Source organism: Marinobacter zhejiangensis, assembly GCF_900114775.1.
Classification (GTDB): Bacteria; Pseudomonadota; Gammaproteobacteria; order Pseudomonadales; family Oleiphilaceae; genus Marinobacter; species Marinobacter zhejiangensis.
On record NZ_FOUE01000001.1, the window covers coordinates 1,006,182 to 1,026,554 of the forward strand.

The 20,373-nt window shown below is 60.6% G+C and carries 16 protein-coding genes; 10 read left to right on the forward strand and 6 right to left on the reverse strand.

Annotated elements, in window-relative coordinates; all coding sequences use genetic code 11:
• Positions 1-2: 2 nt before the first annotated feature.
• Genes BMZ67_RS04500 through BMZ67_RS04515 form a run of 4 tightly spaced genes read right to left on the reverse strand, consistent with a single transcriptional unit; the run spans position 3 to position 5,849 of the window.
• Complete coding sequence (locus tag BMZ67_RS04500; protein ID WP_139214325.1) at positions 3-1,046, reverse strand: HlyD family secretion protein; 1,044 nt, start codon at positions 1,044-1,046, stop codon at positions 3-5.
• Entirely contained in the window at positions 1,043-3,130 is a 2,088-nt protein-coding gene (locus BMZ67_RS04505; RefSeq protein ID WP_092020685.1) for a TolC family protein, read from the reverse strand. Before BMZ67_RS04505 ends, BMZ67_RS04500 begins: the two co-directional genes overlap by 4 nt.
• Complete coding sequence (locus tag BMZ67_RS04510; RefSeq protein WP_092020686.1) at positions 3,130-4,458, reverse strand: glycosyltransferase family 2 protein; 1,329 nt, start codon at positions 4,456-4,458, stop codon at positions 3,130-3,132. Before BMZ67_RS04510 ends, BMZ67_RS04505 begins: the two co-directional genes overlap by 1 nt.
• Complete coding sequence (locus BMZ67_RS04515; RefSeq protein ID WP_092020687.1) at positions 4,458-5,849, reverse strand: TackOD1 domain-containing metal-binding protein; 1,392 nt, start codon at positions 5,847-5,849, stop codon at positions 4,458-4,460. Before BMZ67_RS04515 ends, BMZ67_RS04510 begins: the two co-directional genes overlap by 1 nt.
• A 197-nt stretch (positions 5,850-6,046) precedes the next feature.
• Here BMZ67_RS04515 and BMZ67_RS04520 point away from each other — a divergent pair, with 197 nt between their 5' ends.
• From BMZ67_RS04520 to BMZ67_RS04530, 3 genes are all read left to right on the forward strand, one after another.
• Positions 6,047-6,253, forward strand: coding sequence for a DUF3565 domain-containing protein (locus BMZ67_RS04520; protein WP_092020688.1), 207 nt, complete (start codon positions 6,047-6,049; stop codon positions 6,251-6,253).
• A gap of 138 nt (positions 6,254-6,391) precedes the next feature.
• Positions 6,392-8,308 carry an ATP-binding protein gene (locus BMZ67_RS04525; RefSeq protein WP_092020689.1) on the forward strand — a complete coding sequence of 639 codons (1,917 nt, stop codon included), beginning with the start codon at positions 6,392-6,394 and terminating at the stop codon, positions 8,306-8,308.
• 94 nt (positions 8,309-8,402) lie between these two features.
• On the forward strand, positions 8,403-9,470 hold the full coding sequence (locus BMZ67_RS04530) for a TRAP transporter substrate-binding protein (protein ID WP_092020690.1): 1,068 nt from the start codon (positions 8,403-8,405) through the stop codon (positions 9,468-9,470).
• An 8-nt stretch (positions 9,471-9,478) separates the two neighbouring features.
• On the opposite strand, the gene BMZ67_RS04535 is transcribed toward BMZ67_RS04530, so the two are convergent.
• A complete protein-coding gene (locus tag BMZ67_RS04535; RefSeq protein WP_092020691.1) occupies positions 9,479-12,340 on the reverse strand; it encodes an ATP-binding protein in 2,862 nt (953 codons plus the stop codon).
• Between the two features lie 224 nt (positions 12,341-12,564).
• Between BMZ67_RS04535 and potA the strand changes: the two genes are divergently transcribed.
• Genes potA through BMZ67_RS04555 form a run of 4 tightly spaced genes read left to right on the forward strand, consistent with a single transcriptional unit; the run spans position 12,565 to position 16,373 of the window.
• Positions 12,565-13,707: a spermidine/putrescine ABC transporter ATP-binding protein PotA gene (potA, locus tag BMZ67_RS04540; RefSeq protein WP_092020692.1), complete on the forward strand. Its 1,143-nt coding sequence runs from the start codon at positions 12,565-12,567 to the stop codon at positions 13,705-13,707.
• A complete protein-coding gene (potB, locus tag BMZ67_RS04545; RefSeq protein WP_092020693.1) occupies positions 13,700-14,557 on the forward strand; it encodes a spermidine/putrescine ABC transporter permease PotB in 858 nt (285 codons plus the stop codon). Before potA ends, potB begins: the two co-directional genes overlap by 8 nt.
• A gap of 11 nt (positions 14,558-14,568) precedes the next feature.
• Entirely contained in the window at positions 14,569-15,339 is a 771-nt protein-coding gene (gene potC / locus BMZ67_RS04550) for a spermidine/putrescine ABC transporter permease PotC (RefSeq protein ID WP_092020938.1), read from the forward strand.
• Positions 15,336-16,373 (forward strand): extracellular solute-binding protein, encoded by a 1,038-nt coding sequence (locus BMZ67_RS04555; RefSeq protein WP_092020694.1) that lies wholly within the window; start codon positions 15,336-15,338, stop codon positions 16,371-16,373. Before potC ends, BMZ67_RS04555 begins: the two co-directional genes overlap by 4 nt.
• Here BMZ67_RS04555 and BMZ67_RS04560 read toward each other — a convergent pair.
• Entirely contained in the window at positions 16,370-17,101 is a 732-nt protein-coding gene (locus tag BMZ67_RS04560; protein WP_092020695.1) for a type 2 periplasmic-binding domain-containing protein, read from the reverse strand. The genes BMZ67_RS04555 and BMZ67_RS04560 overlap by 4 nt on opposite strands.
• A gap of 290 nt (positions 17,102-17,391) precedes the next feature.
• Here BMZ67_RS04560 and BMZ67_RS04565 point away from each other — a divergent pair, with 290 nt between their 5' ends.
• Genes BMZ67_RS04565 through BMZ67_RS04575 form a run of 3 tightly spaced genes read left to right on the forward strand, consistent with a single transcriptional unit; the run spans position 17,392 to position 20,373 of the window.
• Positions 17,392-18,402, forward strand: a complete 1,011-nt coding sequence (locus BMZ67_RS04565) for an extracellular solute-binding protein (protein ID WP_425434227.1) — start codon at positions 17,392-17,394, stop codon at positions 18,400-18,402.
• A 19-nt stretch (positions 18,403-18,421) separates the two neighbouring features.
• Positions 18,422-19,516: an ABC transporter ATP-binding protein gene (locus BMZ67_RS04570; protein WP_092020697.1), complete on the forward strand. Its 1,095-nt coding sequence runs from the start codon at positions 18,422-18,424 to the stop codon at positions 19,514-19,516.
• Positions 19,513-20,373, forward strand: coding sequence for an ABC transporter permease (locus tag BMZ67_RS04575; RefSeq protein ID WP_092020698.1), 861 nt, complete (start codon positions 19,513-19,515; stop codon positions 20,371-20,373). The genes BMZ67_RS04570 and BMZ67_RS04575 overlap by 4 nt, the downstream gene beginning before the upstream one ends.

Sequence of the window (20,373 nt, forward strand, 5' to 3'; positions counted from 1 at the left end):
GGTCAGTCGATCAGTTGCTGCCACCAGCGGCTGATCGGATTCGGGAAGCGCGCGGTAAGCGGCAGGGCGTTGATGTGCCACTTCGCGGGTAGCGGCTCGGCCAGATGCACCTGCAGCACCAGGGTGACCTGGTTGGGCTTGAACGACGAACGCATGGCGGGCGGTAGCGGCCGCACCTGAGAGGGTTCACCGGAAATCGCTGCGTCCAGCCACTGGCCGTCTGGCAGGTGCAGCTGCAGCGGTTGCCCGGGTTGAGCCAGGTCGCTGTACTTGGGCTCCAGGAACAGCTCAATGGTGGGCGTGCCGTCGGTGGTCAGTGTCATCATCAGGGTTCCCGGACCAACGTTCTCCCCCTCTACCACGTCAATAGACAGCACCCGGCCGTTCCGGGGAGCGTTGATGCCCAACCGGGCTAACCGTTCTTCGGCCACTTTGCGGGCCTGGCTGGCCTGGGCCAGTTGTTGTTGCAGGCCAGGTGATAGCTGGTTGGCACTTGCCTGGGTGCGGTCGAAATCCAACAGGTCCAGCTCCGCCTTATCCCGCAGGTTTTCCGCTGCCAACAGTTCGCCCCGGGTTGCGGCACCGGCGGCGACCAACTGGCGCAGCCGGTTCACCCGGTTTTCGGCCCGGTTCAATAACTGCGCGAGGATCTGGCGTTGCTGTCCGCTGAGGGAACGCGAGCCTTCGCTGGTGAGGTTGATGGCGCCGGTTTCCGACAGCATCGAACGATAGGCCGGGTTATCCAGTGCGATCAGTGGCTGTCCGAGACTCACCGTCTCGTTAGTGCCGACCACGATCCGGTCAACCTGGGCGCTTTCCGGTGCCCGTATTTCCACCCGGGGCAACGACACCTGGGCGGGGGCGTCGAGCCGGATGGTCTCCAGGAACACCCGCCCCAGGAACCACAGGAACGGACTGGCCACCAGGGCCAGGATCAGGTACCAGCGCAGACGGTAGGCGGTGCGCTTGGCGGGGGCGTAGAGTACCCGCATACCGCCGTCTGATGCGGGTTCATCCCGTCTGGTATTTTTGAAACGAACCTTCACTCTGTCACTCCCATGGGGTCGGTCGTGGTGATGGATGACCAGTCCTGCCATTCCAGTGCCCACAGGCCCTGTTGCTGCAGCTCTCCCTGCCATTGCCGGGAAAGCGCGGATAACTCGCGGGCAGAGCGGCCCTGCCAGCTTTCAACCGGGCTCAGTGTTGGCTCGGCACTCTGTGCCAGGCTGAACTGCATGTCCGGCCAGGCGGTGGTGATGGACTGCACCAGTTGTGCACGCCGGGTCAGGTTGGTGGTGTAGATCATCAGCGACACCTGCTTGATACCCAGGGCCGGGAGCCGGCAGGGGATGCAGGTTGTCCCGTCAGTTTGCGGCTCGAACCAGCGGTAGTGGCTGGCAATGGACAGGGGCAGATCGGTCGATTCGGACACCGCTTGCAGTGTTGCGAGCCAGGCTTCGAGCCGCTGTTGGGGCACCGGCCAGCCCAATTGCTCCACTTCCAGGTCCAGGTGGAGGCCGTCGAAGGGCAGGGAATCGAAACGCCTGACCAGGTCTACCAGCCGGGGGCGGCCTTGCTCGCTGATCCAGTCCGGATCACCCAGTAACAGGCTAACCCTTAAATTGCTGCGGTGGGCTTCGGACAACAGTTGCCGTAGCCGGGACGAGGTCTCGGCGGCGTTCACCTGGGCGGCGTCGAGTCCGAGATAGACATGGTTGAAACCGAGCGCGACCAACTGGTCCAGTACCCTGGCGCGGCTGGCGGGGGCCAGCAGTTCGCGGCTGTTCCAGAGGTATACCCGTTGCTGCCAGGCGGTCGGTGGCGCAGTGGCGGTGAGCGGTGTTGGTATGGTTATCGCTTTGGCGGTAAAGACGCTATCCCAGGGAGCGCCGGTATCTTCCTGGATCGCCACCATGGTGGCGGACTGGGCCGCCAGCGCGCGCCAGCGATCATAAAGCTCAAAGTAACTCTCGATCAGGTCCAGGCGCGCCGATTCAATCCCGAAAAAAGTGCGGTCTCCGGTGATGGGCTGGCGGGCAAGGGTTTCCCGGTACTCCCGCAGGTGCTGACTGCGGCGGTCCTGGCGGTAATCAATCTCATCCCGCAGTTCCTGGTAGGTCATGACCTCGTGTTCGACATTGTCCAACAGTTGGTAGCGGGTAGCCTGGAGCTGTTCCTGGGCGGAGTAATAGCGGTGCTTGCGGGCGTCGCCGCGGGTGCTGCCGGAGAAACTGGTCAGTGGCATTTCCAGGCGAATACCGGCCACCAGGCTGTAGCCGGTATCGGAGTTGTCGTCGCGACGATTGAAATGGTTGGTGACTTCAAACCCGGCTTCGAGGTCGTCATACCAGCTGCTGTCGGCGGTGTCCCGGGTGAGGGAAACTTCGGCGCGGGCACGACTCATCGCCGGGTGGCTTTCCAGCAGCGAGCCCCAGTCCACAGGGTCGGCCAGTTCCGGCAGGGCCGGCGGTTCGGCCCGGTCGACGTCTCTAGTGTTCAGACCGGCCAGGCGGGCCAGCCTTTGGCGAACCTGGTGCTGGGTACGCCCCGCCCGGGTACAGTGGCGCTCCAGGCCAGTCCACCGGTTTTGCAGGAGCTGGCGCTGGGATTCCCTCAGGTCGCCGGCCCGGTAGCGCTCGTCGATGGTGTTGGTGATTGCGCGGGACTGTCGGCTCAGGTCCTGGCAGGTAGTGGCAAGCGCCGTCCAGTACCACCAGTCGTAATAGCTGGTACGAATTTGGCGGCGATGCTCATGGCCGAGAAGGGTTCGTTCATGCTCAAGCTGGACACTGGTCAGCTCACTGAAGGCTTCGGCTTCGCTGTTGTTGCGGTGGGAGCCAAACAATGGATGGCTCAGACCGATGTAGCCGCCATAGCCGGTGTACTTGTCGAGTCCCCGTGGCCCGTCCAGTTCGTTGAAATAGCCAGCATCGGCTCCGGCAATGGCACGCCAGCCGCCGCTGCCGGCAAGCTCACGGGTTTCGGCACCCTGCTGCTGGATACGGGCATTCAGGGCATTAACGGTGGGTGTATCCGACGCCAGCTGGAGCAGTTCGGTCAGGGTGATGGCCCTGACAGGAAGGGCGGCCAGGATGAGCAAACCGGCGACCAGGAGCTTTCGGGTACGCATCAGAATTTCTTCCCCCGTTTGATGACCCACCAGGGCGCCATGCTGCTTTCTTCGTGGCCCCGACGCAGGGCTTCGTTCAGTGTGCAGACCACACCCCAGCAGCGGATAACCAGCATAAACACCGGGAACAAAGGCACCAGGGGCAGTAGCTTCAGGTCTTCCCGTGGGCGCTCGGAGACCAGTAGCAGGCAGGCCAGGTAGAGCGTCAGAGTGATCGCGAAGTAGACCGAGTAGATCAGCACGGCCACGAAGGCGATGGTTGATAACGGCATCAGGATGAAGCCGACCACCAGGTAGCTGACAATCAGGAACGGCATCACCAGCTGAAAGAACAGGCCGGTGACCAGAGTCATCAGGAAGTCGGGCCAGCCCATCAGGCGAGGTGACAGGTTGCGCTGGTGTTTGCGCACAAACAGGAAGTACAGGTCACCATCCCAGCGCAATCTCTGCATCAGGAACTGGCGAAACGTCGTGGGAACGTCGGTATGACCGATGGCCCTGGGTTCGAACGGAATCCGGAAGTGGTGGCGACCGTAGTAGCTCTTGATCCGCAGGGTAATGTCGAGATCTTCCGCGGTATGGGTGTCCCAGCCACCAATACGGGTCAGCAGCTTCCGCCGGAATGCACCAAAGGCCCCGGAAATGTTGTTGATGGTATTCCACTCCCCAAGACCGATCTTGGACATCTGGATCGACAGCAGGTATTCCAGGGCCTGGATTCTGGCGACCAGGGAGTCATTGCGGTTGCGCACCCGCAGGTTACCGGAAACAGCCGGAACGTTGGGGTCGGCAAAGTGCTGCACGATCTGGCTGACCATGTCGTTATCGAACGAGGTATCGCCGTCCAGCGCCAGCACGATGTCGCCCGTGGCATGGTGAAGGCCTGCATTCAGCGATGACACCCGGCCACCGCGCTGCCACTTGGCCAGCGGTCGGATGGTGCGGCGCGGGTGCAAATGCGGGTCGACGCGGAAACCTTCAATCGCGGCCAGGGTCTCACGGTTAATGCTGGCGCCATCGACCACCGGGATGATTTCCAGAACCCCCGGGTAGAGCTGTTCGCACAGGCTCTTCAGGGTAATGACGGTCTCGGCCCCTTCGCTGTAACAGGTCACAATGCACGAGACTTTGGGGGTGTAGAGCCTGCTCGGTGGGATTCTGTGCCGTTCTCGCAGCTTCCAGCGCAGTACGCCCACAAAGATCAGCAGGTACACCGGGAGTTCCAGCAGAATAAAGAAAGGAAACAGCCGCAGCAGCCATTCGGACAGGCCACCGTTACCGAAAATCTCACCGGCAATCTGTGATGCGGCTTGTACGATCGTTTCCACTACGCCCCCAGCTTACCGGACAGTCTGGCCATGATCAGTTCAGCGTCCTCCTGGGGCAGCATCTCCATTGGCAGGGTGTAGCCATCGACCACGACGCGGAAACCACTGTGTTCGGCGATCGGCAGGAGTTGAGCCAGTTCCAGTATCCGGTTCCGCAGGGCTTCACGGCCCTCAATGTCGGTGTTGGGTAACAACAGCCAGAGCAGGTTTTCCTTCGAGCGGGTGCAGCGATCGGTTTCGCGAATGGCTTCGCGGATGCGGCTGACCAGAGTGTCGATGGCGGCGATGCCACCAGCTTCACCCACCTGTTCCATGGCGGCCTCCAGGTTCTCAAACTTGATGGCCATCAGTGAGGTGGCGTGAGACTTGTACCGGTGGGTCAGTTGGATCTGCCAGTTCAGGAGTGTCCTGAAGGCGCCGTTGTTGATCAGGTTGAGCTGATCAAAATGATCGTCCCGGAGGCTGGAGGTCAGGCCCTGGCGGCACTTCAGACGACCAAGTTCGGTCAGGCTGTAGCGCCGGATCTCCCGAACCTTGAGGTCTTCCGGTGCATTGATGTGCTGGCAGTCCAGACAGTGCGCTTCCACCAGCGGCTCTTCGAAAAACGCATTGCAACTGCGGCAGCGCAGGTTTTCCAGGGGCCGGTCGTAATCGCTGCCAATGTGCCGCAGTCGGGTCAGGCAGTTCGGGCATTCCAGGGTGCCGTTCTTCAGAAAGCTTTCCTGAGGTGCAACATGGCCACAGGTAAAACAATGCAGCGATGGCTGGCGGGTGATATCGATGGTCTGGCAGTCCGGGCACACGTCGATGTAGTTCAGACGAGTCGAGGAGCATTCCCGGCACTGCCGCAGCCGGTCCAGAAGTTCACCTTCCGCAAACAGGCCTTGTTGCTGCATCAGTTGCAGCCAGCTGAACGCATTGATGGTGTCGTCCTCGGTGAGGACATCCACCAGAGGGTAGTAGTAGGGAATGGCCTGACGAGGCGCGCGGACCGGAACCAGCGCGCTGCGGGGCCGGCTCCACAACCAGGCCAGCACACGCTCTTCGGTTGTGGTGGATGGCTGGCCACGGTTAAAGCTGTGCAGGCGTTGCTGCCAAAGCCTGTACAACGGCAGGACAGCATCCGTTGCCTCAGGTAGCATGCCATCGCCCAGCTGCTCGAACAGCGGGCCATTGGCAGGCCTTGCGGAAAAAATCAGGTTCAGCGGATAGATCGATTTGCGGAGTTCGATAATGGCCCGTTCCAGGCCTTCCTGCGGCAGGTCGATCACAATAACATCGCTGTTTGCCTGGGTGAGCTGCGCAACGGTTTCGTATCGCTGCCAGCCGTCAGGGATCTGGAAATCGGTGGTGTGCGGTGCCAGGAAAGCGATGTTGGGGGAATTCGTCATAACGCGTGTCTGCCGTACTTCGGTGATAACAATACGCGGTATTAATGACTAAAATTTGGTCATATTTTGAGCGCAGCGCCAATGTATCAGGGAGTCAGGGCGTTTCACAGTGGTGAATGCTGTAACAATGTAAAACATAATATTACATTTCACTTTCGTTGATCTGGATTAATTTTTTGGGACGTTGAGAGGGTGGTATGCAGCAGTCCATCGTGGGCTTTCATCGGGACGACGAGCAACACTGGGTTGCCGAGCTGGCCTGTGGACACGGCCAGCATGTGCGTCACGACCCACCCTGGATCAACCGGCCCTGGGTGATCACCGCCGAGGGCCGCAAGCAGCGCCTCGGTACTCCGCTGAACTGCGTTAAATGTGACCGGGGCGAACCCCGCGACCGTTGGTGAGTCGTTGCCGGGCAAAATCCCCTTGATTGTTAATGGCCTGCCCGCCCGGGATTGGCTATGTTAAGTGGATTGGCGAATTCAAAACCCGATGACTGGAGGCAGTAGGACGTTGGCATTGCTAAGACGGTTAAAGGTCACATGCTCAGAAATTTAAACCGGGAATCGTGGGTTCGCGTCTTGCTCTGGGGCGGCTGGGTTTGTGTGGCTTTGGTGACCACGCTTGGCGGGTACACTCTGGATCAGCAATACCGTGAGCGTTATCACCAGGAACGGCGGGCGGATGTGACCCAGCAGCTGGCGATCCTGCGAGCGCAGCTTGAAGGGACCGTTGGTAAGAATCTTCAGGTGGTGCAGGGGCTGGTGGCGGTGGTTTCGGCAGACCCGTCCATTACCCAGCAACGCTTTGGCGCCATCGCCAGCGAGATTCTGGCGCAGAAACAACAGCTCCGGAATATCGGCGCAGCACCGGATATGGTGATCCGGATGATCTACCCGTTGACCGGCAATGAGGCGGCCCTGGGGCTGGATTACCGCGCCAATGCCCATCAGTGGCCGAAGGTCCGCCAGGCCGCTGAAAGTGGGGAGCTGGTGCTCGATGGCCCGCTGACCCTGGTTCAGGGCGGACGTGGGTTTATCGGTCGGGTTCCGGTGTTCAGTCATCGCCTGAATGGCGATGGGCGTTATTTGTGGGGCCTGGTGTCAGCGGTGATTGACGTCGATGCCCTGTATCAGGAAGCCGGGATCTACGATGTTTCCGATCTCTTGATTGCTCTGCGCAAAGTGGAGTCGGATGGTCAGCCCGGCGCTGTTTTCTACGGTAGCGACGAACTGTTCGGCCAGGCACCGGTGACCATGCCGGTTGCGGTTGGCGGTGGCAGCTGGCAGTTGGCGGCCGTGCCTGCTGATGGGTGGCGGCCCCTTCCTCCCGATGTGGTCTCATTTCGTGGCCTGCTGTTCGCCGCCGCAGCCCTGATCCTGCTGCCGGGGCTGGGTATGGCCTTGTCGATCCAGCGTGAGCGCAAGAGCCAGCGACGGCTGCAGTCCCTGTTTGAATTGTCGCCCCTGGGGATGGCGCTGGTGGACGCCCAGAGCGGCCGCTTCCTGAGCGTCAATGCCTCCCTGTGTGCCATGACGGCAATGGATGTTGGTCAGCTTCATGCGGTGACCGTGAGTCGTATCCTTCCACCGCCCTTGCCCTGGGCCGATTTGGGGGGTGAGCCGCGTTTTGGTCCGCTAGAAAGCCTGTGCCTGAGTGCCGATGGGCACAGTATGCCGATTCTGCTGGCGGGTGCCCGGGTGCAGGAAGCGCGCAATCGCGAATTGGTCTGGCTGGCCTTGCAGGACATTTCCGAGCAGAAACGAGTGGAACAGATGAAGAATGAATTCATCTCCACGGTCAGCCACGAATTGCGCACGCCACTGACGTCGATTTCGGGGGCGCTCAAACTGACCTCCGAAGGCATGGTGGGAGAACTGCCCGACAAAGCCCGGGAAATGGTCGGAATTGCCCTGAAAAACAGCGAACGACTGGCGCAGCTGATCAATGACCTGCTGGATATGGACAAGCTGGTCTCCGGCAAGCTGGGGTTCAATATTCGTCCGCTGGCCCTGGCGCCGATGATGAAAACCAGCCTGGAGAACCTGGAGGTCTACGCCCACAATCACGACGTCGTGCTGGAGTACAGCAACCAGTCCAGCCGCTGTTCGGTGTTGGCGGATGATCTGCGGTTCCTGCAGGTGATGGATAACCTGGTGTCCAATGCCATCAAGTTTTCTCCGGCGGGCGGCACCGTGCGGGTAAGCAGCGAGCTGCTGGATGGGCAGGTCCAGATTTCAGTCTGTGATCAGGGCGATGGCATTCCAGAGTCGTTTCATAGTCGGGTGTTCGAGAAATTTGCCCAGGCCGACGGCTCGGATCGTCGGGTCAAAGGCGGCACCGGGCTGGGGCTGGCCATCTCACGGGGGTTGTTGCTCCACATGAACGGCAGTATCCGGTTTGATTCCGAGCCGGGTAAGGGGACCTGTTTCTACGTGACCCTGCCTCGGGCGGACTGACCGGAGTGTGCTTGCCAGCGTTTGGGATCGCCCTCTAACCCCGGTATGATTGGCGCCGCACCTGATTGGTTCAACAATAATACCCGAGGGATCCATGAGAAAAATCCGACTCCTGGCAACGGCCGCGCTGCTGTTTGCCGCCAGCCTGGTTACCCAGGCAGAGCAAACCCACGTTCTCCGACTGGCCGAGACCTGGGGGCCCAACTACCCCATCCTGGGTGATGCCACCCGTAACATGGCGGCGATGGCCGAAGCCATGTCCGGCGGCCGTCTGCAGATCCGGATTGATTCCTCCAACCGGCACAAGGCCCCCTTCGGTATTTTCGATATGGTCAAGGCCGGCCAGTACGACATGGGACATACCGCCTCTTATTACTATAAGGGCAAGATCCCCAACGCCATGTACTTCACCACCGTGCCCTTTGGCATGATCGCCCCGGAGCAGTACGCCTGGTTCTATTTCGGCGACGGTATGGCGTTGATGGAAAAGGTTTACGCACCCCATGGCCTGTTGTCCTTTCCCGGCGGTAATACCGGAAACCAGATGGGCGGCTGGTTCCGCGAGGAGATCAACTCGCTGGAGGACCTCCAGGGGCTGAAAATGCGGACCCCTGGTTTTGCCGGTGAAGTGATGGCGGAACTCGGCGTAGCCGTGACCAATATCCCGCCCGGTGAGCTGTATACCTCTCTGGAACGCGGCACCATTGACGCCCTGGAGTGGGTGGGGCCAGCCCTGGATTTCAGCATGGGCTTTCATCAGATTGCCGACTATTACTACTCAGGCTGGCAGGAACCCGGTGCGGAAGTTCAGTTCCTCATCAACCAGCGTGTTTGGGAGCGTCTACCGGCTGACCTTCAGGAGATCCTGCGGGTGGCCATGCGCACGGCGGCTTACGATATGTATATCCAGAGCACCCATGCCAGTGGTCTGGCCTGGAGCCGGATGCAGGAAGAGTACCCCAACGTTCAGCATCGCACGTTCCCGCCAGAAGTGATCGATGCGTTGCGTCAGACCACGGATCGCCTGCTGCTGGAAGCGTCGGAAAATGACCCGCTGGCCCAGGAAATTGTTCGCTCCCAGCAGGCCTATCTTCAGCAGGTCCGGCCATGGACCAACATCTCCGACCGGGCTTACCTGAACACGGTTGCGCCCAGCGAGTAACGCCGTTGTTAACGGTCGCTGGGATGGGACGTCAGGGTTTCCAGTGTGGACAGCAGTATGTCGATGGAGGCCTGGGACTTGGTGAAGGTTGCCTCCACCAGGTCCAGCTCCTGACGGGACAGGTGTTGTCCGGACAGAATGACCACGTTGGCCTGGGGTTGCTGTCGGTAGATCTCCGGTAGCAACTGCCAGCCACTGCCGTCGGGTAGCCCGATATCCAGCAATACGAGTTGATACCGGCGCGGGTGCTGCAACTGCTCCCGTGCGGCTGCAAGGCTGGTGGCAAAGTGCAACTCGAAACGGTTGCCCGCCGCCACCCGCATCACATCAATAAGGTCAGCGTCATCTTCGACATGCAGGACCAACGGGCGTGTTGGCGACGTGTCGATGGTGGCAGGCGCTAATACCTGACGGGGTGCCGGTTCGGTGGGTGCTGGGATAGACGTTGTGGCACTAGCCCCGGTGGCCAACGGAAGGCGGATATAGAACCGGGTACCCGCGGTCGGCGACGTCTCAAAGGTGACCCACCCCCCCATCTGTTCAATCAGCTCACGGGTAATGGCCAGGCCCAGGCCGGTGCCGCCTTTCTGGCGAGCATCGGAGCTGTCGGCCTGGGCGAACTTCTGGAATATCCGATGGTGGAAATGGTCGGGAATACCTGCGCCCTGGTCAATCACCGCGATGGTCAACTCGTCACCGTCCTGTTCTGCCCGAACCTCGACCGGACAATCGTCCGGGGAAAATTTGATGGCATTGGACAGCAGGTTGGACAGGGCCTGGATCAACCGGACACGGTCCACGCTGACGTCGATGTCAGGGATGGGGCCCATCAGCTCGACCGTGACGCCCCGTTTCCGGCCATAGGGCTGGTTCTGCTCGATGGCCTCGTCCAGCAGTGGCGGGAGTGCGCAGGTTTCGACGTGAAAATGCAGGTGCCCGGAAGCGATCTTCTGGATATCTAACAGGTCGTTGACCAGCAGGATCAGCCGCTTGGCGTTGTTTTCCGCAATGTTCAGCATCTGCCTCATGGAGTCCGGAACATGGCCAAGGGTGCCGTTGCGGACCAATGCCAGGGCGCCGGAAATCGACGTCAGTGGGGTGCGCAATTCGTGGCTGACCGTGGAAATGAACTCGTCCTTGAGGGTGTCCATACGCTGGCGCTCGGAGATGTCGAGGGCGATGCCCAGGTAACCGGTCAGCTCGTTGTTGCCATCGCGAATGGCGGTCACCATGAGCGACACCGGTATACGCTGACCATTTTTGTGGATGTAGGTCCAGTTCCTGATCTCAGCACCGCCGTCCGCCGTTACGCCGATGAGCGCGGTGAAATCCTCGATAGGCTTGTTGAGTCGCTGCCCCAATTCCTGTGCCCGGGCAGTGACCTCGTCGGCATCGTGGAACGCCAGTGGCGTGCATTTTCCCACCAGTTCATCGGCGTGATAGCCCAACAGGCGTTCGGCGCCGTGGTTAAAAACGGAAATCGTGCCGCGGGTGTCGGTGGCGATAATCGAAATCTCGGTGGCCGAGTCCAGCACACTGTTGAGCAGGGTATTGGCATGACTGAGCTCCGTGGTTTTTTCCGCCACGGTCTGGCGCAGGGTGTCCTGGCTGCGATTGATTTCCCGAAATGCGTTGGTCAGGGCGCGAGTGACTTCTGACAGGGTGTGCGACAGCTCGTTGTATTCCGCCAGCATGCTGTCAGGCAGCTGCGGCAGTTCGCCGGAAGTGATCTGGCGGGTGAGCCCGTGGCTGCTGCGGGTCAGCTTGGCCAGGGGGCGGGTCAGCAAAAAACTGAACAGGTAGGCGGCAGGGACACCCAGCATGATGATGACAAACAGGATGGCCAGCAATTGCAGCTGGTTGGTCCGGAGTTGCTCAACCACCGGGGCGGCCGGGTACTCCACCAGTACCTGGTCAACGCCGGGTACGTTCTGAACCGTAGCGGTTGTGAGGTAGCTGCCCTGCTGCCACTGCTTCAAGGCGTGTCTTTCCTGATACGGCTGCCACAGGCTGAGTCCATTGGCGCGTGTGGCGATGTCGCCGCCTTCTTCGGCCAAGCTGCGAATGGCGCCGATGCTGGCGATCACCTGCCCCTGATTACCCAGCAGGGCAATGCCAAAGTCGGGGCTGGTTTGGGCGATGGCCAGCTTGCGTGTCAGTGGTGCTTCAGACTGCTCCGGCTCTTGCTCCAATAAATGGGTGACGGTACGGGCATGTTCCTGAAGCTGCCTGGCGGTGAACTGCTCGTGGATCACCTGGTCACGGGCGCCTTCAACCACGATCGGCAGGGTGCCGGCGAGGGCAATCCCCAGGAGCAGGGAAATGAACAGCACCTCGGAAAACTCAAACCGTGATGAACGTAGGGGGCGCATGGTGCCGGATCGTGCCAGGGCTTCCAGGGCCAGCACCAGTATCACTGCCAGCAAGGCGTTCAAGACGCCGTTCAGTGGCTGCTTCAGGGCGATCAGTGCCGTGGTGGCCGAGTCATTGTCCAGTCCGAAGTAATAGAAGATGCCCACCAGCGGCATGCCGGCGACCACCCAGTACAGCATGTCCGCGAGCACCAAGTTGAGGTTCCAGTAGCGGTGGCAGAGGCCGACACAGAGGGCTTCCAGCGAGAAAATCAGCAGGGCATAGGGGTGTCCCCACAAAAACAGGGTGACCAGACTGCCGGATACCGCCACCAGTACCGCGGCCGGTGTGCCCAGCAGCATAACGGCGGTCATGGTGGCGATGGAGCCAAAGATCAGGTAGACATCGAACAGCAGCGGAATGTGGGTCAGGTTCAGCAGCGGCGCGATGGCTACCAATAACAGGGTCAGGATCAGGCGTTGGCCTTTACTGCCTACTCTGGTGGTGCTTCCAGTCATGGTCAATACTTATTGTTGGGTTAGCCTTAGCCACGTAGCTTGCCGCGCATCACAACGAACGGCAAGACGCTTCGCATAAAGCCAAGCATAGACACTGTTGGCGCAATCATCGGTCTTCCGTGGTTCGGGGGACGATATTCCGTGGTAATGGGCTGACACGCCCGGCCATTTTTGGAAAAATAGCGCGTTCAAAATTTCGGGAGTTTCCATGGGGCCTGGCACCGATGACACAGACCTTGCTTTCCCTGCGTAACGTCAGCAAACAGTTTGACGGAAAAACGGTGCTGGATGCACTGGATCTGGATATCCAGGACGGAGAATTTCTGACCCTGCTCGGACCATCCGGCTGTGGCAAGACCACCTTGCTGCGCCTGTTGGGCGGTTTCGAGCACCCGGACAGCGGCACCCTGGTGCTGTCTGGCGAGGACATTACCGCCAAGCCACCGGAACACCGGCCACTCAATACCGTCTTCCAGCATTACGCGCTGTTTCCCCATATGACCGTGTTCGACAACGTCGCCTACGGCCTCAAGATGGAGAAACGACCGGCGGATGAGATCCGTCAGCGTGTCAGCGAGGCCCTGGCCCTGGTTCAGCTCGACGATTTTGCCCGCCGCAAGCCCCACCAGCTTTCCGGTGGCCAGCAGCAACGGGTGGCCATAGCGCGAGCGGTGGTCAAGCGGCCCAAGCTGCTGTTACTGGATGAGCCCCTGTCGGCGCTGGATTACAAACTGCGGCGAACCATGCAGATCGAACTCAAGCGACTGCAGCGGGAGCTGGGCATTACCTTTGTCTTTGTTACCCACGACCAGGAAGAAGCCCTGTCGATGTCGGATCGGGTGGTGGTGCTCAAGGACGGCAAGGTTCAGCAATTGGGGACCCCACGGGAAATCTATGAGCGCCCGGCCAACCTGTTCACCGCGCGCTTTGTTGGGGAGACCAATTTCTTCCCGGGCGTGGTCTCCCGTATCGACGACGAACACATTGCCGTCGACGTGCAGGGCCTGCTCCGTCACCTGCGCAAGCCGACGTTTGACGTCAGGGTTGGCCAGCCGGTGCATGTGCTGCTGCGACCGGAGGACATCCGAGTGCTTGAGCCAACCGCTGACCACGGTTTCACTGGCAAGGTCATCGAGCGTAACTACAAGGGCAGCACCCTGGATTCGCTGATCCGTCTGGACAGTGGTCAGGAAGTGCTGGCCAGTGAATTCTTCGATGAAGACGACCCTACCTTCGACTACCGCCTGGGTGAACCGGTGCGGGTGAGCTGGGTGGATGGCTGGGAATGGCTGCTGCCGGAAGAGCTGAACGAGGCGGAAGTGCTGAGCGATGACCTCAACGCGGAGGCACCGGCGGGTGATGACTAAGGGCGCCCGACAGCCGTTCCGGACGGCGGTACTTATTCTGGTCTGGGGCTGGTTGCTGATGCTGGTGCTGGCCCCCAACCTGCTGGTGGTGGGAACCAGTGTGCTGAGTCGTGATCCGGCCGAGTTCATCCGGCTGCCGTTCACCCTCGATAATTACATCCGCCTGATGGACCCGCTCTATCTGGATGTGTTCCTGCACTCGCTGTACATGGCGGCGGTGACCACGATCTGTTGTCTGATCATCGGCTACCCGTTTGCCTGGGCGTTGTCCCGGGTTAGTAAGCGCCGACAGACCCTGCTGGTGTTTCTGCTGATTGTACCGTTCTGGACCAACTCCCTGGTACGCACTTATGCCCTCAAACTGCTGCTGGCCACCAATGGTCTGATCAACAACGCCCTGCTGGCCATCGGGGTGATCGACGAGCCGCTGACCCTGCTGTACACCGAATTGGCGGTGATCATCGGGCTGGTCTATCTGCTGTTGCCGTTTATGATTCTGCCCCTGTACAGCGTGTTCGATGACCTGCGTGACGAGTTGCTGCTGGCGTCCCATGACCTGGGGGCAGGGCGTTGGTCAACGTTTGTGCATGTGGTGGTGCCGCTGACCCTGCCGGGCGTGCTGGCGGGGGTGTTGCTGGTGCTGCTGCCGGCCATGGGCATGTTCTACGTGGCTGATGTCCTGGGCGGCTCCCGCAACCTGCTGGTGGGCAACGTGATCAAGAATCAGTTCCTCGATGCCCGCGACTGGCCCTTTGGCGCCGCCGCCAGCGTCTTGCTGACCGTTGCCATGGCGGTGTTGCTGTTCGCGCATCGGCTCAGCCGTCGCCGGCTTGGTGAGGAGGGGGGATAATGGAGCGTGTCATCGCGCGCTGGCTGCCGCGCACCTACCTGACCCTCGTCTATGTTCTGCTGTATCTGCCGATACTGGTGCTGGTGGTGTTTTCCTTCAATGCCTCCCGTACCGGCTATCAATGGGACGGTCTGAGCCTGCATTGGTATGAGTCACTGTTCAACAACCGCGCCATGGTCAAGGCGATGTGGAATTCCCTGTGGCTGGCGCTGGTGGCAGCCACCGTGTCCACGGTGATCGGCGCACTGACCGCACTGGCGCTGCACCGCTACCGCTTCCGTGGCAAGCGGATGCTGAATGGCATGCTGTTCGTGGTGATGATGTCGCCGGAAATTGTGCTGGCGATCTCGTTGCTGGCGCTGTTTCTGCTGATTGGTATGCAACTGGGCTTTATGTCGCTGCTGCTGGCCCATGTCACCTTCTGCCTGCCGTTTGTGGTTATTACGGTTATGGCACGGCTCAGTGGCTTCGACGAACGCTTGCCAGAGGCCGCCCGCGACCTGGGTGCCAGCGATTTCACCATGACCCGGACGGTGTTGATCCCGGTGATCATGCCAGCACTGATGGCGGGCTGGCTGCTAGGCTTTACCCTGTCGCTCGATGATGTGGTGGTGAGTACGTTTGTCAGCGGCCCGAGCTATGAAATCCTGCCCCTGCGCATCTATTCGATGGTGCGTGTGGGTCTGAAACCGGAAGTGAATGCCCTGGGCACCCTGCTGTTGGTGTTTTCCCTGGTCATGCTGATGTTGTCGCAATGGATACTGATGAGGAGCAAACGATGAAGAAACTGGCACTGACAGGCCTGATGGCCGTGACCCTGGTGGGTTGTGGCTCCAGCGAACCGCAGGTACTGAACCTGTACAACTGGTCCGAATACATGCCTCAGGAAGTTCTGGATCGATTCCAGGAAGAGACCGGCGTTCAGGTGATCTACACCACCTACGACAGCAACGAGGCCATGTACGCTCGCCTCAAACTGCTGGACGACAGTGCCCAGTACGACCTGGCGGTGCCTTCGACCTACTACGTCAACAAGATGCGTAAGGAAGGCCTGCTGGCGCCGATCGACCACAGTCAGCTGACAGGCTTCAACAACATGGACCCGGAGCTGATTAACCTCAACATCGATCCGGACAATGCCTACAGTGTGCCGTTCCTGTGGGGAACCACCGGCCTGGCCTACGATGCCGACGACGTCGAAGGCGAGCCAGCGGCCTGGGCCGACCTCTGGGATGAGGCTTACCAGGGCCGTATCGTGCTGACCAACGACATGCGCGAAGTGTTCCATGTTGGCCTGCGGGTACTGGGTTACTCCGGCAACAGCACCAACCCGGAAGAAATTGAAGCCGCCTACGAAAAACTGGCAGATCTGATGCCGGCCGTGCGTACCTTCAACTCCGATGCCCCGCGGATGCCCTACCTGGAAGGGGAAACCGACATTGGCATGATCTGGAACGGCGAAGCGGTGATGGGCAAGGAAGACATGCCGTCGCTGGAGTTTGTTTACCCTGAGGAAGGCGTGATTGTCTGGCTCGACAGCTTCGTCATTCCCAAGAACGCCAAGAACATCGAGGCGGCCCACCAGTTCATCAGCTTCGTAATGCGCCCGGATATTTCCGCCCTGATCAGTGAGGAAATCGGCTACGCGACACCGAATCTGGAAGCCCGTAACCAGCTGGAGGCTGAGGTGGCCAATGATCGCACCAGCTACCCGACTCCAGAAGATATGGTGAACGCCGAGTTCCAGGAAGACGTGGGCGATGAGGCGCTGCAGCTGTACAACAAGTACTGGGAACTGCTGAAAGCCGGTCGTTAATCCGCTGTGCCCGCCGCCGGAGTCTCCTGCTCCGATAACCGGAACGCAGTGAGGTGTTCGGCGGCCACCCTGGCTGGGGGGCAGTCTGAGTTGATGAAGATCTGTAGCGGGACTGTTAGCAGGGCCGCTTCAGAAAACTGAAACTGGCTGCCGTCGAGCCCCGCCTCCCTGATGGCGTGTTGCCCGCTGAGCTGATCGCCAAACACCAGGTCCACCCGCCTTTCTGACAGCATCCTGAACCCCTGTAGAACAGATTCCGTGAAGACCGGGACCAGGCCGGCTTCACGTAACTGATCCAGCAACAGGGAATGGGTGCCCGACCGGCGGAGTATGGCAACCCTTCGCCCATCCAGCTCTGCCAGCCGCTGCCAGCTAAAGGCTTCCGGCTGTTGCCGGCGGAATAGGCCGAGCCGCACACCCTGTTCACTGAGTCGGTGTATTTCGATGTTGGTTTGCATGACCGCTGGTGGGTAGAAACTGGCGCACCACTGGCCCCGCTCCAGGTAGTAGCTGGCGCGAGCCGGGGGTACAAACTGGGGCCGGACCTCCAACCCCGAAGCAGACAGTTGTTCCCTGAGCAGGTCGAATGCGGTGCCACCGGCCAAGGCTTTGGCGGAGGTATAGGGCGGGTATTCAATGGCGAGGACGGTGAGTTGCTCAGCCGATAGGGAAACAATCGGGAAACTGCCGCTCAACAGCGCCAATGAGAGGAGGAACGGTCGTACCATCGTGATCCATACCTGATTATCAGTCGGTATTATAGCAGGCAGGTGTTTGGCCTCATCATAAACGCGTCCGGTAGTCGTCACCGGTCACGTTTCTCCTTGTTTTTCCCGATTATTTTCCACTTTGCTTTCACAAATCTGTCATAACTGGTCTATACCTTCCTGATATCCGTGGGTTACTTCTGCCCCGAATCTGTCACTGGAAACAAGGAATGAGTATGGCCAGCAAGAACCGGACTAAACGTAACAGCGCCCAGGTGGTTTCTGCCGTTCTGGCGGGAGCATTGTCCACCATGGCAACGGCGGGCGAAGAACTGCGCCTGATTACCTGGGGCGGCTATGCCCCGGATGAAGTGGTGGCGCAGTTTGAGGAAGAGACCGGGATTGACGTCAAGGTGACGCTGTCCAACAACGAAGACATGATTTCCAAGCTGCGGGCCACCGGCGGTGCCGGCTTTGACCTCGCCCAGCCCAGCCAGGACCGCATTGTTGGCGTTCAGCGCCAGTTCAACATCTATCAGCCGATTGACCTGAGCCGGCTCGATACCAGCCTGATTCAGCCGTCCATGCTCAATGCCACCAACGAATCCACCGCGCTCAACGGTGCGGTCTACGGCGTGCCAGCCGTGTGGGGCACCAGTGGCCTGATCGTGCATCAGGACGTGGCGGATACAGTGACCGACTACACCGACCTGTGTGACAGCGCTGTCGCTGGTGATGTCAGCTACCGCCTCAAGCGGCCAACACTGATTGGTTTCGCCTTCGCCCTTGGGCAGGACCCGTTCGCGGCCTACGGCGACCCGGAACAGTACCAGTCCATCCTGACCCAGGTGGAGGATGCCCTGATCGACTGTAAGGCCAACGTGAAAACCTACTGGACCGGCGGTGACCAGTTGCTGGCGCTGCTGCGCACCGGTGAAGTCAAAGCGGCGATGGCCTGGGATGCCGGCGGCTGGAAGCTGAACGCCGAGAACCCGGAGATCCGTTTCGTAGCGCCCGAGTCCGGTGCGCTGGGCTGGATCGATACCTTCGCGCTGCCCCGTCGCAGTGAGAACCTGGACGCGGCATACCAGTGGATCAACTTCGTGATGCGTCCAGACATTGCCGCCAAGATCACTAATCAGTCCGGTAACTTCACCGCTTCCGTCGGCGCTGACGAGTATGTCGAAGCCAGCCTGCGGGATGCATACCGCCAGAGCTTCGATGAGGCAGCGCTGAATAACATCAAGTGGTATCCGCCGGTTCCGCCGGGACTGGAAGCCATGGAAGGGCAGGTGCTGGACCGCGTTCAGGCGGCCAACTGACTCCATGGGAATGGATTCTATGGGAAAGGATTCCGACCTCTGCTGCGATCAGCTGATCCGCCGCTTCGATCATATGACAGCGGTGGATCAGGTGTCTCTGGACGTACCTGCCGGCACCTTTTTCTCCATACTTGGCCCGTCCGGCTGCGGCAAGACCACCTTGTTGCGGCTGCTGGCGGGCTTTGACCGGCCTGACAGCGGCGACATTTTCATTCGTGGCCAGCGGATGAATGACGTCGCCCCCAACCGGCGCCCGGTCAATATGGTGTTCCAGCATCTGGCGCTGTTTCCCACCATGACCGTGGGCGAGAACATTGCCTACGGCCTGCGTCGGCAGAAGGTCCCGGCAGCGGAGCGCCGCAAGCGCATTGCCGAGGTGCTGGAGCAGGTCGGACTGCCGGGCATGAGCGACCGCAATCCCCAGCAACTCAGTGGTGGCCAGCGCCAACGGGTGGCTCTGGCCCGCTGCCTGGTACTACGGCCAACCCTGCTGTTGCTGGACGAACCGCTGGGTGCCCTCGACCTCAAGCTGCGCGAGCAGATGAAGGTGGAGCTGAAGCACCTGCAAAAGTCGTTTGGCACCACCTTTGTCTACATTACCCACGACCAGTCCGAGGCCATGGTGATGTCGGATCAGGTGGCGGTGATGCGCAACGGTCGTTTTGACCAGGTGGCACCGCCGGAAGAACTGTATCGCCATCCGGCCACCCCCTTCGTGGCGGGGTTTGTGGGCGACAACAACCGGCTGAGCGGCGAGGTGACCCGGGTCTCCGGGGATACCGTTGAGCTGACCCTGGCTGGTGGCGCGCAAGTGTCCGGGCTGGCGGTCTCGCCGGGGCTGACGCCAGGCCAGCAGGCTGACTTGTTCATCCGTCCGGAAGCGCTGCAGTTGCAGCCGACGGTGACGGGGGAGAGGCTGTCCCGATTGACCGCCGGTGTGGTCACCACCCTGTTTGATGGTGCCAACAGCCGGGTCGAGCTGGAGGTGGCCGGGCAGACCCTGTTTGCCCGTTTGCCCCAGGACGGCTCATGGACTTCGCTGGCGGGTGGTCACCCGATCCAGTTGAGCTGGGCACCAGCGCTGGCGCGGGTGTTTGCCGGAGCAACCCCATGAGGGCATCCGCCAATCGGCTGGCGTTGTGGCTGCTGATGGCGCCTTTCCTGCTGTGGATCCTGTTGCTGGTGTTGCTGCCCCACCTGGACATGCTGCGGGTTTCGTTCCAGGTGCGGGAAAGCTGGGACTCCCTGGCCTGGGGGCTGACCCAGTACCAGAACTTCTTTGAAGAGTCCTATTACTGGCGCACCTTCGTTCGTACCGGGGTGATGTCGCTGTTCACCACCGCCCTGACCCTGCTGATTGCCTTCCCCATTGCCTGGTACATCGCCCGTCTGGCCAGTGGCCGGGCCAAGGGTTTGTTGTTCCTCGCCTGCCTGGTGCCGTTCTGGGCCAGCGAACTGGTGCGTACCTACGGCTGGATGATCCTGCTGCGGGAAAGTGGGTTGTTCAGTACCACCCTTCAGGCGCTGGGCCTGGTGGATGGCCCGGTAGAGATGCTCTACAACGATGTCGCGGTGATCATCGGGCTGGTCTACAACGGCCTGCTGTTTATGCTGGTGCCCCTGGTGACCACCCTCGATGGCCTCGATGAAAACCTGGTGGAAGCGGGTTACGACCTCGGGGGCGGGCATTGGACCGTGCTGCGGGAGGTGGTGATTCCCTGGGCGATGCCGGGGATTGTCTCGGGCTGCATCGTGGTGTTCATGCTCACCCTGGGCAGTTACCTGACGCCAATCCTGATGGGGGGTAAGGACAGCGCCTGGTTTACCGAGCAGATCTTCACCCAGTTCATCACCCGCTTTAACTGGGAGCAGGGCGCGGCCCTCGGGGTGCTGCTGTTGCTGCTGTCATCGCTGATTGTCTGGGCGGGCCTGCGGGTGACCGGCCAGTCCCTGCGCAAGGTCATGGGGTGA

Bases quoted from the DNA above. Each gene is read 5' to 3' on its own strand.
- BMZ67_RS04505 (WP_092020685.1), bottom strand. From the start codon at position 3,130: ATGCGTACCCGAAAGCTCCTGGTCGCCGGTTTGCTCATCCTGGCCGCC.
- BMZ67_RS04515 (WP_092020687.1), bottom strand. From the start codon at position 5,849: ATGACGAATTCCCCCAACATCGCTTTCCTGGCACCGCACACCACCGAT.
- BMZ67_RS04520 (WP_092020688.1), top strand. From the start codon at position 6,047: ATGCAGCAGTCCATCGTGGGCTTTCATCGGGACGACGAGCAACACTGG.
- BMZ67_RS04525 (WP_092020689.1), top strand. From the start codon at position 6,392: ATGCTCAGAAATTTAAACCGGGAATCGTGGGTTCGCGTCTTGCTCTGG.
- BMZ67_RS04530 (WP_092020690.1), top strand. From the start codon at position 8,403: ATGAGAAAAATCCGACTCCTGGCAACGGCCGCGCTGCTGTTTGCCGCC.
- BMZ67_RS04535 (WP_092020691.1), bottom strand. From the start codon at position 12,340: ATGACTGGAAGCACCACCAGAGTAGGCAGTAAAGGCCAACGCCTGATC.
- potA (WP_092020692.1), top strand. From the start codon at position 12,565: ATGACACAGACCTTGCTTTCCCTGCGTAACGTCAGCAAACAGTTTGAC.
- potB (WP_092020693.1), top strand. From the start codon at position 13,700: ATGACTAAGGGCGCCCGACAGCCGTTCCGGACGGCGGTACTTATTCTG.
- BMZ67_RS04555 (WP_092020694.1), top strand. From the start codon at position 15,336: ATGAAGAAACTGGCACTGACAGGCCTGATGGCCGTGACCCTGGTGGGT.
- BMZ67_RS04560 (WP_092020695.1), bottom strand. From the start codon at position 17,101: ATGGTACGACCGTTCCTCCTCTCATTGGCGCTGTTGAGCGGCAGTTTC.
- BMZ67_RS04565 (WP_425434227.1), top strand. From the start codon at position 17,392: ATGGCAACGGCGGGCGAAGAACTGCGCCTGATTACCTGGGGCGGCTAT.
- BMZ67_RS04570 (WP_092020697.1), top strand. From the start codon at position 18,422: ATGGGAAAGGATTCCGACCTCTGCTGCGATCAGCTGATCCGCCGCTTC.
- BMZ67_RS04575 (WP_092020698.1), top strand. From the start codon at position 19,513: ATGAGGGCATCCGCCAATCGGCTGGCGTTGTGGCTGCTGATGGCGCCT.